The 13035-nt window shown below is 68.3% G+C and carries 12 protein-coding genes; 9 read left to right on the top strand and 3 right to left on the bottom strand.

All coding sequences use genetic code 11. The features are described 5' to 3' along the window. Positions 1–79 precede the first annotated feature (79 nt). Together ABZ412_RS32990 and ABZ412_RS32985 are read left to right on the top strand one after the other, a co-directional pair. Entirely contained in the window at positions 80–487 is a 408-nt protein-coding gene (locus tag ABZ412_RS32990; RefSeq protein WP_357288269.1) for an HNH endonuclease signature motif containing protein, read from the top strand. Positions 488–922: 435 nt separating this feature from the next. Then, positions 923–2097, top strand: a protein-coding gene (locus ABZ412_RS32985; RefSeq protein ID WP_357288251.1) for an IS3 family transposase whose coding sequence is annotated in 2 segments (ribosomal slippage) — positions 923–1187 and positions 1187–2097 — 1176 coding nt in all. Because the reading frame shifts where the segments join, the coding sequence is not laid out codon by codon here. Positions 2098–2197: 100 nt separating this feature from the next. Here ABZ412_RS32985 and ABZ412_RS32980 read toward each other — a convergent pair. Both ABZ412_RS32980 and ABZ412_RS32975 read right to left on the bottom strand, forming a co-directional pair. Continuing rightward, positions 2198–3469: an amidohydrolase family protein gene (locus tag ABZ412_RS32980; protein ID WP_357288248.1), complete on the bottom strand. Its 1272-nt coding sequence runs from the start codon at positions 3467–3469 to the stop codon at positions 2198–2200. 81 nt (positions 3470–3550) lie between these two features. Further along, the gene (locus ABZ412_RS32975; protein WP_357288245.1) at positions 3551–4237 is read right to left on the bottom strand and encodes a GntR family transcriptional regulator; all 687 of its coding nucleotides are present in this window, start codon (positions 4235–4237) and stop codon (positions 3551–3553) included. A 207-nt stretch (positions 4238–4444) separates the two neighbouring features. Here ABZ412_RS32975 and ABZ412_RS32970 point away from each other — a divergent pair, with 207 nt between their 5' ends. The 7 genes from ABZ412_RS32970 (at position 4445) to ABZ412_RS32940 (ending at position 12428) form a co-directional block, all read left to right on the top strand. After that, entirely contained in the window at positions 4445–5188 is a 744-nt protein-coding gene (locus ABZ412_RS32970; protein WP_357288243.1) for a sulfite exporter TauE/SafE family protein, read from the top strand. 55 nt (positions 5189–5243) lie between these two features. Further along, the gene (locus tag ABZ412_RS32965; protein WP_357288240.1) at positions 5244–6443 is read left to right on the top strand and encodes an amidohydrolase; all 1200 of its coding nucleotides are present in this window, start codon (positions 5244–5246) and stop codon (positions 6441–6443) included. A 90-nt stretch (positions 6444–6533) separates the two neighbouring features. Further along, entirely contained in the window at positions 6534–7400 is an 867-nt protein-coding gene (locus ABZ412_RS32960; RefSeq protein WP_357288237.1) for an ABC transporter ATP-binding protein, read from the top strand. After that, a complete protein-coding gene (locus ABZ412_RS32955) occupies positions 7397–8392 on the top strand; it encodes an ABC transporter permease (RefSeq protein WP_357288234.1) in 996 nt (331 codons plus the stop codon). The genes ABZ412_RS32960 and ABZ412_RS32955 overlap by 4 nt, the downstream gene beginning before the upstream one ends. A gap of 80 nt (positions 8393–8472) precedes the next feature. Then, entirely contained in the window at positions 8473–9606 is a 1134-nt protein-coding gene (locus ABZ412_RS32950) for an ABC transporter substrate-binding protein (protein ID WP_357288231.1), read from the top strand. A 14-nt stretch (positions 9607–9620) separates the two neighbouring features. Next, a complete protein-coding gene (locus ABZ412_RS32945) occupies positions 9621–10901 on the top strand; it encodes a cytosine permease (protein WP_357288228.1) in 1281 nt (426 codons plus the stop codon). A 9-nt stretch (positions 10902–10910) separates the two neighbouring features. Further along, on the top strand, positions 10911–12428 hold the full coding sequence (locus ABZ412_RS32940) for an amidase family protein (RefSeq protein ID WP_357288225.1): 1518 nt from the start codon (positions 10911–10913) through the stop codon (positions 12426–12428). On the opposite strand, the gene ABZ412_RS32935 is transcribed toward ABZ412_RS32940, so the two are convergent. Next, positions 12391–13014, bottom strand: coding sequence for a DivIVA domain-containing protein (locus ABZ412_RS32935; protein ID WP_357288222.1), 624 nt, complete (start codon positions 13012–13014; stop codon positions 12391–12393). The genes ABZ412_RS32940 and ABZ412_RS32935 overlap by 38 nt on opposite strands. Positions 13015–13035: the final 21 nt, after the last annotated feature.

The following is a 13035-nucleotide window of genomic DNA, read 5'->3' as shown; positions in this document are numbered from 1 at the left end:
GGATGCCGCTCTACCTGCAACGTTCCCGCCGCACCGCCGGCGAAGCTCAACGATTGGCACTCCTGGCCCGGGACAAGGGATGTACCCGCCCGGGTGTGAGCAGCCAGCCAGTATGTGCGCGGCCCACCATGTCACCGATTGGGTCAAGGGTGGGCCGACCGATGTCGACAATCTGGCGTTCGCGTGCGATCACTGTCACGCGTTGATCAATGATGGCCCTGATGGCTGGAAAACCGTTGTGATGGGTAAAGACTCACCTCATGCGGGCCGGGTTGGGTGGATTGCTCCGAAGAGTATTGATCCCACCGGCACACCGCGCGTGAACGAGCGTCATCACGTGGGGCAGGCGATCGCCACTGCGGTCGATTCGAGTTGCCGGACGTGGCGTTCACGGGTGTCGTCGAATCCGAGCCGTTCGTGTCTGACTGGGGTGCGCAAGGCTACGCGGAGTGTGGTTGCCTCGTCTGCCCTGCCGGACTTGGGCTGACGCCGGGCTGGGAGCCGTCCCCGCCGATCCCGGCCCGCGGACTGCACGCATCACCTTCTCCAGACAAAGACCCGAAGACCTCTGGACAACAAGCCACTTCGAGAAGCCCACCCGCCGCTCTTCCCCTACGCCGGGACGACGCACGGCCGAACCTAGAGGGGCTGGTAGGTGAGGGGCCTCGTAAACTCGGCCAGCCTCTCCTTCTTCTCCTGTCCTCACCGGTGGGGGCTGGTGGGTGAGGCGCCTCGTAAACTCGGCCACCCTCTCTTCCTTCTCCTGTCCTCACCGGTGGGGGCTGGTGGGTGAGGCGCCTCGTAAACTCGGCCGCCCTCTCTTCCTTCTCCAGGCGTCTTTATCTTTTGATCTCTTTTGAGGTGCCTGATGTTCTTCGGACAGTGTCCCAATCTAGGATTGGGTGACTGAACGGAGTGGCTTGTGGCGCAGAGGAAATCGCGGAAGTTCAGCCCGGAGTTCCGGGAGTCGGCTGCTCGGGAGGTGCTGGACAAGGGGCGGTCGTTCGGCGATGTGGCGCGTGATTGCGGGGTGACCGAGCAGACGATCCGGAATTGGGTTCACGCCTTCCGGGTCGAGAGCGGTGAGACCGGGTCGGATTTGTCGACCGATGAGCGGTCGCGGTTGCGGGTGTTGGAGGAGGAGAACCGGAAACTGCGGGAGGAGAACGAGTTTCTGGGAAAATCAGTGGCCTTCTTCGCGAAGAAGTACCTGTAGCGGTGAAATATGCGTTCGTCGCTTCCGAAGAAGGCCATCACGCGATCGCTGACATGTGCCGGTGGGCCGGGGTGTCGCGGTCGGGCTATTACGCCTGGCGTCACCGCGCGCCCTCGGCCACCGACCGCCACCGGGAGAGGTTGAAGGTCGAGGTCCGGTCGTGTTTCACCCATTCCGACGGCACCTACGGGTATCGACGTGTCCACGCCGCGCTGGCCCGCCGGAAGGTATCGGCAGACCCGGATACGATCCGGAAAATCATGCGTGAACTGGGGTTGGTTGCCTGTCAGCCGCGCCCGTTCCGGCCCCCACCACCGTTTGCCGCCGACCAGCTCGGCCACCCGGATCTGGTTCGCCGTGATTTCACCGCCACCGCGCCGGCCCGCAAACTGGTCGGCGACATCACCTACATCCGCACCCGCCAGGGCTGGCTGTATCTGGCCACCGTCCTGGATTGCTATTCCAGGAAAGTGGTCGGCTACGCCATGGCCGACCACATGCAGACCGAACTCGTTGTCGACGCCCTGAACATGGCGGCACGAAATCTTCCGATCCGAGCCGGGGACACCATCTTCCACAGCGACCGCGGCACCCAATACCTGTCCACCGAATTCCGTCGAGCCGTTCGGAAACTCGGCCTCCGACATTCCGTGGGACGCACCGGAACCTGTTTCGACAATGCCTGGGCCGAGTCGTTCAACGCCACCCTGAAGAACGAACGCGTCCACCGCACCCACTATCGGACCCGCGAACACGCCCGCCGTGACATCACCGCCTATATCGAGTTACGGTACAACCAGATTCGACTCCACTCCGCGATTGACTACCGCACGCCGAACGAAGTAGAGTCCGCCTGGTTCGCACGGAACAAAACAGCCTGAGAAATCAAACCCTCACTGTCCGAGAACATTCCAGCCCCTCACTTTAGTCTTTTGTCTTTGAGTGTCTTTGTCTTTAAGTTTCGTTCTCAGGATTGATAGCTCAAGGTACGAAAAGCTCCCGATTCCGAGTGGTCCGAGCCGTCAACCGCCCACCCTTGAACACATAGTTCCGATCAGGCCGGTCGAGTAGAGCGTCAGCAACGCGATAGGTCGACAGGACAACGAGATCAGCCAGGGCACCCACCCGCACGCCGTAGCGATCCGCGATCCCGATAGTCCGCGCAGCCTCGGTAGTGGCCATCCCGAGAATCCGATTCATGTCCTCAGGCCCCGAGAGATGCCCGGTCTGAGCCAGGAACAGCCCGATATCGAGCATGTCGGCATTCCCATATGGAGTGAAGGCGTTCCGAATGTTGTTGGACGAGTACGCAGTGGTGACCCCCGCCTCCCACAGCTCCCGAATCGGCGCGATCCCACGACGCACATTGGCGACGTCCGACCGACCACCCAGATGCATGTCCGTCGCAGGAAGCGGAACCACAGAGATCCCGGCAGACGCGAGACGCTCGAGTGTCCGCGCACGATCCGATGGAGACCGACCGGCGAGAGACGTCATGTGCCCCAGCGTCACTCGACCATGACGGCTGGTGAGTTCGGTGACCGAGGCGATGTAGTCCGCCATGGCGTACCGCGGATCGGTGGCGTCGTCGGCGAAGTCGGCGTGAATGTCCAGGGGGACATCGAATTCGGCGGCCAGATCGAAGATGAGGTCGATGTGGCGGCGGCAGTCCTCCACAGTGCGCTCGTTGTACGCGCAGCCACCGAGTACATCGACACCCGCGTGCAGGCTTTCGCGCAGCAGGTCGAGAGTGCCGGGGGATTGGAGGATGCCCTCCTGGGGGAAGGCGACGATCTGGAGGTCCAGGCGGTCTCGGTACTCCTCGCGGAGGTCGAGCAACGCGGTGACGCCACGGAGGCCGACGATCGGGTCGACGTCGGGGTGAGCACGAATGGCGGTGGTGCCGTTGGCGATCGCCATGTCGAGTACGCGGCGGGCCCGGTCGCGGATGGCGGCCACGGTGAAGCCGCGTTTGAGTTCGGCGGTGACGCTGATGGCTCCGGCCAGGGTGCCGTCCGGGTTGGATTTCTCGGCGTCCAGGAGTGCTTTGTCGAGGTGGACGTGGGATTCGACGAGGCCGGGGATGACTACGCGTCCGGCGCAGTCGATCTCCTCGGTGCCGCGCTCGGGGAGCTTGGGGCCGATCGCGACGATGGTGCCCTCGGAGATCGCGATGTCGACCAGGTCCGCGTCGTCGGCGATGCGGGCGGCCCGCAGCAGCAGATCCACCTGGTGCGGAGTCGAATCCGTCATGGCTACCTCCCGGAACGAAAGTGACTCCGTTTGTATACGAGAGCCGTGTTTCGTTCGGGGGCGGTAATTGCTTCCCCGGTGTTACGAAGCGCGCGGAGCCGAACCGGGCTGTGGCGCAGGGTCTTCGGCGCGCTGGCGGAACCGGTAGGCGGTGGCGGCGTGGGCGATGTGGGCGGTGACCACGGCGGCGGCTCGGTCGGGGTCACCGGTTTCCAGGGCGGCGCAGATCTGTTCGTGCTCGTGCCAGGAGTCGGTCGCGCGGCGGGGGAGTTCGACCGAGTAGACCCAGGCGATCTTCCAGCTCAGCTGCATGATCAGCTGCGCGAGCAGGGTACTCCCGGACGCCTCCGCGAGGACCTCGTGGAAGCGGCTGTTGAGGCGTGCGAGCTCGTCGAGGCGGCCCGCGCGCACGGCGTCCTGGCCGAGGGCCGTGAGCTCCTTCAAGCGGCCGAGCTGCTCCGGGGTGCGCCGGACGGCGGCGCGGGACGCGCACAGCGGTTCCAGGCGGGCCCGGATCTCCAGCAGGTCCGCGGCCTCGTCCTCGGTCAGTGCCGCCACGAAAACGCCTGCGTAGGGCCGTGACGAGGCGAAACCCTCGGCTTCCAGGGTGCGCAGCGCCTCCCGGACCGGCACCCGGGACACCCCGTAGCTCTCCGCGAGCGCGTCCTCGGTCAGGCGCTGGCCGGGGGCGTACGCGCCGCGAATGATGTCGTCTCGGATGGCGCGACACAGCTGTTGCGGTGTCATACGCCCGGCGGTGCTGGTCACGGCAGCCTCATCAGGGATTCGGTGGAACGGGGAGTTGCATACGATCCATCGTGGCCTCGGCCGACGGGATGTGGCAAATCTACTGTATCCGCCCGAAAGTCACTGGACGGCCGTCGTATTCACGGGTCCGACTGCGCCACAGCGGTTTCGGGTCGCCGTCCTGCGGCGGTTTGTATACGATGCGGCCATTCTGTTCGGAAGGAACTCATGGATCCCGCGCATCTCGTGCTCCTGTTCGCCGCCGGATTAGGGGCGGGCGTCTGCAATGCCATCGCCGGGGGCGGCAGTCTGCTGTCGTTCCCGGCGCTACTGGCCACGGGGCTGCCGCCGGTCACGGCGACGGTCACCAACTCGGTGTCGGTCTGGCCCGGATATCTCGGCGGGGCCGCCGCGCTGCGCAAGCGGCTCGACGAACACCGCACCCTGGTCCCGGGGCTGGTCCTCACCGGCGTGGTGGGCGCGACCGGCGGGGTGATCGCGCTGCTGGCCGCACCGCCCAAGGTCTTCGCGGCGCTGGTGCCCTATCTGATTCTCGCCGCCACGGCGCTGTTCGCGGCGCAGCCGCTGGTGTCGCGCAAGCTGTCCGAGCACGGCGGAGACTCACGCCTGCGACTGTTCGCGGGCGTGTTCCTCGGCGCGGCCTACGGCGCGTACTTCAACGGGGGCATGGGGATCGTGCTCCTCACCGCGCTGGCCCTGGGGATCGATGCCTCGATCACCCGGCTCAACGGCTTGAAAAGCCTCCTCACGCTCACGGTGTCGAGTACCGCGGTGATCGCGGTCGCGCTGTTCGGGCCGGTCGAGTGGTGGGCGGTCGCGGTGCTCGCCCCGGCCTGCCTGCTCGGCGGCGTCGTCGGCGCCCGGGTGGCGGATCGGCTGCGGCCGGGGGCCTTCCGGGCGGTGGTCATCGTGTTCGGCGTCGGGGCGGGCGCGGCCATGCTGCTGTCCTGACGTTGTTCCGCCCCGACTCCGTTCTCCCTCTCCTACGACACAGGTGGTGCATCTCATGAACGATCTTCTGCTCCGCGGCGGCCGGCCCTGGACGCCCGGTACAGCGGTCACGGTCGCCGACATCCTGATTCGCGACGGGCGGATCGCCGCGATCGGGGACGGGCTCACCGCCGACGGCGTCGAGTCCGTGGATCTCGCGGGGGCGCTGGTGCTCCCGGGCCTGGTGGACTCGCACTGCCACCTCGACAAGACCATGTACGGCGGGCCGTGGGTGCCGAACACCGGCGGCGGCACGCTCGCCGGGCGGATCGCCAACGGTGAGGGCCGTCGCGACGAACTGGGGCTGCCGAGCGCCGACTACGCGTCGAACCTGCTGGGTGCCATGGTGTCCGCGGGGACCGCACATGTGCGCAGCCACATCGACATCGATCCCGAAGTCGGGTTGCGGGGCGTGGAAGCGGTGCGGGCGGCAGCGGCCCGGCACGCCGATCGGGTGGAGGTCCAGCTCGTGGCCTTCCCCCAGGGCGGGTTGCTGACCCGGCCGGGCACCGCCGAACTGCTCGAAGCCGCGCTGGCCGACGGCGTGGAGGTGGTCGGCGGGCTGGATCCCGCCGGGTACGACGGGAATCCGGCCGGGCAGCTGGATGTGCTGTTCGACCTCGCCGAGAAGTACGGGGCGGGCATCGACATCCACCTGCACGACCGTGGCGCGCTCGGCGCCTGGCAGTACGACCTGATCGTGGCTCGCACGAAGGCCACCGGTCTGGCGGGGCGGGTCACCATCAGCCACGCCTACGCGATGGGCGAGCTGGAGCCGGGCGAACAGCGCCGGATCGCGGAAAGCCTCGCCGAGGCCGGGGTTTCGATGGTGACCTGTGCGGTCGGCAGCGCGCCCGTGGTGCCGGTCCGGGTCATGCATGCCGCCGGGGCCGGGCTGGCCCTCGGCAATGACGGCATCCGGGACCTGTGGACCCCCTACGGCGACGGCGACATGCTGCGCCGGGTCATGCAGGTGGCGTTCCGGGATCGCCTGGTCTTCGACGAGGACATCGAACTGGCCCTGGCTGCGGGCACCTACGGGGGAGCGGCCCTGCTCGGGATCGAGGACTACGGGCTGCGGGAGGGCGCGACCGCCGACCTGTTCACGGTGGACGCCGAAACACCCGCTGCCGCCGTGGTTTCCGTGCCGCGACGCTCGCTGGTGGTCAAGCGTGGCCGTGTGGTCGCGCGGGACGGTCGCCTGCTCGGCAACTGACCCCCAACTGATCCACGCTGATCGTATACGAAACAAGGGTGTAATCGCCTGGACCGCATTCGGCAACGAGCCGCCGATAGAAATGTGAACATGCGCACCACCGCCTCAACCACCGTCAAAGGCCAAGGCCCGGACGGGAATACGGACGCCACCGCGAGCGCGAATGCCACCGCCCCCGCTGGCACCGTATACACCGACCAGGCCTTGGTCTTTCATCATGTCGGCCTGACCTTCGAGAACGGCACCCACGCGCTCGACGGCATCGATATCACCATCCGGCCCGGGGAATTCGTCTCGCTGGTCGGTCCCTCCGGCTGCGGCAAGTCCACGTTGCTGCGACTGGCCGCCGGGTTCGAGAAGCCCACCGCCGGAACGATTTCCCTCGCCACCGGCAAGCTCGGTTACGTCTTCCAGGAGGCGACCCTGCTGCCGTGGCGGTCGGTGCTGCGGAATGTGGAACTACCCGCCGAACTCGCGGGCGTGGACAAGACGACTCGCCGGGCCGCGGCGCAGGAGGCGCTGGAGTTGGTCGGGCTCACCGGATTCGAGAACCACAAGCCGGCACAGCTCTCCGGCGGCATGCGGATGCGCACCTCGATCGCGCGCGCCCTCACCGGAGCGCCCGAACTGTTCCTGTTCGACGAACCCTTCGGCGCTCTCGACGAGATCACGCGCCAACGGTTGAACGAGGAGGTGAGCGGGCTGTACCGGCGCTCGGGATTCACCGGGGTGTTCGTGACCCACTCGGTCGCCGAAGCGGTCTTCATGTCGACCCGGGTCATCGTGCTGACCGGGCGGCCCGGACGCGTAGCGGCCGATATCGCGGTGCCGCTGGACTTTCCGCGCTCGCCGGAGCTGCGGTACACGGCCGAGTTCGGCGCCGTCGCGGCGGAGGTCTCGGCGGCGTTGCACGACGCCGAGCGGGGTACCGTCCAGACGCTGGGGAGGGCGGCATGACCGCGGCCGCGGACAGCGAGATCGCTGTGTCCGGGTCGGACGAGCCGATCGCCGCATCCGAGGCGGGCGACCCGACGGCGGTGCGCGCGGCCGATGACCCGACGACGTCGCCCGATGGCGGCGATGCGGCCACGGTATCCGAGGCGACCAGCACGCCCGGAGCGGCCGGGCAGCCCGTGCGTCGAATCCGGAAGCCGCGCTGGCCCTTCGCGATAGCACCGGTCCGGGTCTTCGCGCCGGTCTTCGTGTTCGTGCTGGTCATGTCCGCGTGGTCGATCGCGAGCCACTTCCTGATAGCGCCGGAATCCAGGTTCCTGCTGCCGCCGCCGGAAGCGGTGGTGTCCAAGGGGCTGCTCGACGCCGCCACCCGCGCCGAGATCCTGCAGGCGCTGGGCGCGACCGTGCAGATCGCGCTGGTCGGCCTCACCATCGCCATCGTGCTCGGCGTCACCTTCGCGGTGATCATGAGCCAAGCCCGCTGGGCCGAGTACTCGCTCTACCCGTACGCGGTCATCCTGCAGACGATTCCGGTGCTCGCGGTGGTGCCGTTGTTCGGATTCTGGTTCGGCTACGAGTTCGGCAGCCGGGTGATCGTCTGCGTCATGGTGTCGCTGTTCCCGGTCATCACCAACACGCTGTTCGGCCTGAAATCGGTGCAGCCCTCCGAGCATGACCTGTTCACCCTGCACGGCGCCAACCGGTGGCAGCGCCTGCTGAAACTCCAACTCCCCGCCGCCCTCCCGGCCATGATCTCCGGCTTCAAGATCTCCGCGGGTATGGCCGTGATCGGCTCCATCGTCGCGGATTTCTTCTTCCGCCAGGGCAATCCGGGCATCGGTCGCATGATCGACGTCTACCGGCAGCGGCTGGCCACCGAAGAACTGCTCACCGCGCTCCTGCTGTCCTCCCTCGTCGGCCTGATCCTGTTCTGGATCTTCGACTTCCTCGCCGGACGCGTCGACCGCGCGCACGGCAAGCGCGCCCGCAGCTAGCAACCCCGCGGTGTCGCAACCGCACCGTGCCTCAACCCCACCGTGTCTCAACCCCACTGTGCCCAACCCTAGGAATGCTCGTGAAGAAACGTGTCCTCGCTGCTGCCGCGCTCGCCGGTAGCGTCCTGCTCACCGCCGCTTGCAGTGGCGGCGCATCGACTCCCGCCCCGACCGGGAAGGGCGCGCTGGCCGGTGTGTGCCCGTCCACCGTCGTGATCCAGACCGACTGGTTCGCGACGCCCGAACGCGCCGCCGCGTATCAGCTGGTCGGCCCGAACGGCACTGTCGACGCCAAGAAGGGCGCCTACTCCGGCCCGCTCGGCGACACCGGCGTGAATGTCGAAGTGCGACTGGGTGGTCCGTTCCTGGGTGGGCAGCCGGTGCCCGCCCAGATGTACCAGGACACCTCCATCACCCTCGGCCTGGTCCCCACCGACGAGCAGGTCCGCGCCGCCGCCAAGTTCCCGCTCACCGGCGTCTTCGCCTCCCTGCAGAAGAACCCGCAGATCGTCATGTGGGATCCGGCCACCTACACCGTCAACTCGTGGAAGGACGTGGCCGCCACCAACGCCCCGATCCTGTACTCCGAGGGCAAGATCTACATGGACTACCTGATCGCCAACGGGGACGTGAAGAAGGAACAGGCCGACGCCTCCTACGACGGCACGCCGAGCCGCTTCGTCGCCGAACACGGGCGCGTCATGCAGCAGGGCTACGTTTCCAATGAGCCCTACCGCTGGGAGCACGACGTCAAGGGCTGGCTCGAGCCCACCGGACACCTGCTCGTCGCCGACGCCGGATACGAGAGCTACCCGCACGCCTGGTCGGTCCGCTCCGGTGAACTCGACAAGCTGCGTCCCTGCCTGCAGAAGCTCGTCCCCCTGCTGCAGCAGGCCCAGATCGACTACGCCACCGACCCCGAACCCACCAATCAGGCGCTGCTGAAGATCGCGCAGGGTATTCCGGACGGTCCGCCCATCACCGCCGGCGGCAACACCGACTCGGTCAAGGTGCAGCTGAAGGAGAAGATCATCGCCAACGGGCCCGGCAACACCCTCGGCGACTTCGACCTCGACCGCGTCACCCGCGCCATCGCCCAGGTCACCCCGCTGCTGCGCGCCAAGGGCCGGGAAGTCCCCGGCAACCTGACCGCCAAGGATCTGGTCACCAACGAATTCATCGACCCCGCAAAGGGTCTGAAGCAGCAGGGCTGAGGTCGCGGAGAACCATGTCGAATCACGAGTACGAGCACGAACCGGTCCCGGCCGCGGCCCGTCGCAGCCTGCTCTCGGTCGCCGCGGTCTGGGCCGGATTCCCGATGTGCCTGGGCAACGCGGTCTTCGGCGGACTGATCGTGTACAGCCAGGGCATGGGTCGCGGGCTGCTGGCGATCCTGCTCGGCAACCTGCTGCTGTTCGGCTACGTGGGCACGCTGAGCTGGATCGGCGGGCAGACCGGACGGAACTTCTCGCTGCAGGCCCGGCACGCGTTCGGCGACCGCGGGCGCGCCGTGGTGGTCGGGTTCCTGGCCACCGTCGTGATCGGCTGGTTCTCCTATCAGGTCGGCTTGACCGGCACCACCCTCGAAGGCCTGTACGGGTGGAGTCCGACGTGGGGTGGGCTGCTGGGCGGAGTGTGCTTCGTCCTGCTCACCCTCGCGGGAATCCGCGCGCTCTCGCTCATCGGCCTGATCGGGACGCCGCTGTTTCTGGTCATGGCCGGTCTGGCGCTGTATTACGGCCTCGGGCACGGGCATTCGCTGTCCGGCGCGTTCGGATACGCGGGTGGCGGCGGCCCGCTCGGGTTCTGGGCGTGCGTGAGCATCGTGGTCGGCGGTTTCGCCGACTCGGGCACCATGACCGCCGATTTCACCCGCTGGGCCCGCGACGGCCGAGCGGGGCTGGTGGCGGCGGCCTCGGCCTTCCCGTTCGCCAACTCCATCGCCTTCCTCATCGGCGGTCTGGTGGTGGCGATCGGCGGGGCCGCCGACCCGGCGAACGACGGCGGCGCCTTTCTGGGTCTGCTGGCCGGGCACGGGCCGCTCATCACCGGGCTGTCGGTGCTGTTCGTCTTCGCGAACCTGGGATCGGTTGCGGCGCACTGCCTCTACAACGGCGCGGTGGGCTGGGCCGGGATCACGCCCCTGCGGATGCGGCCGCTGGCGGCGGCGCTGGGCCTGATCGGCACCGTGGTGGCGCTGACCGGCGTCTGGGCGCACATCGTCAACTGGCTGGTGCTGCTCGGTGTGGTGGTGCCGCCGATCGGCGCGGTGCTGATCGTCGACTACGTGCTGACCCGGCGTCGCGAGCCGGAGCGGGCCCGGGTGCGGCCGATCGCCTTCGCGGCGTGGGGGATCGGAGCGGTGGCGGCGGGTCTCGCGCACTATCACCTGCCGGGTTCGGTGGACGCGGTGATCGGATTCGTCACCGCCGCCGCGGTGTACGCCGGAGCCACCGCACTACTGCCGGCCGCGGCGCCCACGCCCGCGCCGTCGTCTGTCGCCGTCTGAGGAGGCGCGGTGAATTCCGCTGAACGCGACGAACTGTGCTTCCTTCCGGCCACCGAGCTGGTGGCCCGGATCCGGTCGCGGGAGCTGTCGCCGGTCGAGCTGACGGAGGCGGTACTCGATCGTATGCAGGAGATGGATCCGCTACTGCACGCCTTCTGTACCCCGACCCCGGAGCCGGCCCGGCGGCGCGCGCGGCTGATCGCGGACGACCTGGTGCGCGGCCGGGATCCGGGACCACTCGTGGGCGTTCCACTGGGAATCAAGGACCTGTTGTCCACCAAGGGTATTCGCACCACCTCGGGGTCCTGGGTGTATCGCGATCACATTCCCGACGAGGACGACATCGTCGTCGAGCGGGTGCTGGCGGCGGGCGCGATCTGCCTGGGCAAGACAAACACCTCGGAATTCGGTTACAGCGCCAGCGGACTGAACCCGCTGTTCCCCGCCACCCGCAATCCCTGGGACACCGCCTCGAGCCCGGGCGGTTCCAGCGCGGGATCGGCCGCCGCCGTCGCGGCCGGGCTCGGACCGGTGGCGCTGGGCAGTGATGGCGGCTGCTCGGTGCGCGCGCCCGCCGCGCTGTGCGGGCTGGTCGGAATGAAGCCGTCGATGGGCCGGGTGCCCGTCTACCCGGGCTGCCGGGACGAACGGCTGCCCGGTGTATCCGGTTGGGAGAGCATCGAACATATCGGCCCGCTGACCCGCACCGTCGCCGACGCCGCGTTGATGCTGTCGGTGCTCGCGGGCCCCGACCCGCGCGATCGGCATTCGATTCCGTGCGGGGACGTGGACTGGATCGCCGCGGCGCGCGACGGCGGCGAACGGCCCGACACCGTGGCGGGGCTGCGCGTCGGATTCAGCCCCGACCTCGGCTACCTGCCGGTCGATCCCGAGGTGCGCGGTGTGGTGGAACGGGCGGTGCGTGAGGTCGTGGAAGGGCAGCTCGGCTGCCACGTGCGAGCGGTGCGACCCGGCTGGTCCGATCCCGCCGCCGCGTTCTCCGCCCTCATCATGGCCGAGACCGACCTGAGCGGCATGCGCGCCATGGCCGACCGGCACGCCGATCGCATGTCCCCGCACCTGGTCGCCTGGCTGCGCGGGCCGTGGACCGCGCAGGATTTCACCGACGCCAATATCGCGCGCAAGGCCCTGGTCAACGCGATGGCCCGGCTCATGCGCGATCTCGATGTCCTGATCACCCCCACCACCGCCGTCGCGGCCTTCCCGGTCGGCGCGCACGGGCCCGGAACCATCGACGGCACACCGGTTTCCCAGTCGGCCTGGATCGGCTTCAACTATCCGGCCAACCTCACCGGTCAGCCCGCCATCAGTGTTCCGGCGGGCCGCACCGGCGCCGGGCTGCCGGTGGGGCTCCAGATCATCGGCCGCCACCTGGCCGATGGGACCGTCCTGCGGCTGGCAGCCGCCATCGAACGCGCCGCGCCCTGGGCGCAGCTGCGACCGTCGATCACCGCTGGAGCCGCGTCGATCACCACTCGAGCGACGGCGCGGACCGTTCGCGGGTAGGGGTGCTCGACTCCGGGCCGGGTACCGAGGGTCCGCGGTTGTCGGACTGGCGCAGCTGCTGGACCACCAGGTCGAGGAAGGCGTCGACCTCGTCGAGGTGATAGGCGGGAGCGCCGAGGGGGGCGAGGTGGAAGGTGATCGTCCGGACCTCGTCCGGGGTGAGGCCGTGGGGACTCTGATGGGCGAGAGCGGCGGCCAGACGGACCAGGAACGCCCCCACCTCCTCGGCGCGGTAGCCGCGGAAACCGGCCGGGGGAGTGGAGAATTGGATGCTCAGGACGTCGTCGGGGGTGAGCTGGTCGTGGGTGCGGCGCACGGGTTGGTGGCTACGGCCCAGGCGTAGGTACTCGAGTTCCATGCACAGCCGGTCGAGGAAATCGTCGACCTGTTCGATGTCGTAACCGTGTTGCCCGGCTGGGGGACCGTCGAATTCGACGAGCCGGATCTCGGCGACGGTCAGATGGTCGTGGCCCGCCATGGTGTCGGCGATGCGCGCGCAGAAGGCGTCCACCTGGGCGGGGTGGTAGCCGTGCGGCCCGTGCGGTGCGGGGCCGAACCGGCGGCGGCGGACGTCCTCGGGGGTCACTCGCGCCATTGTGCCAAGAGC

The sequence above is a fragment of the Nocardia sp. NPDC005746 genome (assembly GCF_040630785.1).
Classification (GTDB): Bacteria; Actinomycetota; Actinomycetes; order Mycobacteriales; family Mycobacteriaceae; genus Nocardia.
This window is presented reverse-complemented; position numbering and strand designations above follow the sequence as displayed.

Bases quoted from the DNA above. Each gene is read 5' to 3' on its own strand.
- ABZ412_RS32990 (WP_357288269.1), top strand. From the start codon at position 80: ATGTACCCGCCCGGGTGTGAGCAGCCAGCCAGTATGTGCGCGGCCCAC.
- ABZ412_RS32980 (WP_357288248.1), bottom strand. From the start codon at position 3,469: ATGACGGATTCGACTCCGCACCAGGTGGATCTGCTGCTGCGGGCCGCC.
- ABZ412_RS32970 (WP_357288243.1), top strand. From the start codon at position 4,445: ATGGATCCCGCGCATCTCGTGCTCCTGTTCGCCGCCGGATTAGGGGCG.
- ABZ412_RS32965 (WP_357288240.1), top strand. From the start codon at position 5,244: ATGAACGATCTTCTGCTCCGCGGCGGCCGGCCCTGGACGCCCGGTACA.
- ABZ412_RS32960 (WP_357288237.1), top strand. From the start codon at position 6,534: ATGCGCACCACCGCCTCAACCACCGTCAAAGGCCAAGGCCCGGACGGG.
- ABZ412_RS32955 (WP_357288234.1), top strand. From the start codon at position 7,397: ATGACCGCGGCCGCGGACAGCGAGATCGCTGTGTCCGGGTCGGACGAG.
- ABZ412_RS32945 (WP_357288228.1), top strand. From the start codon at position 9,621: ATGTCGAATCACGAGTACGAGCACGAACCGGTCCCGGCCGCGGCCCGT.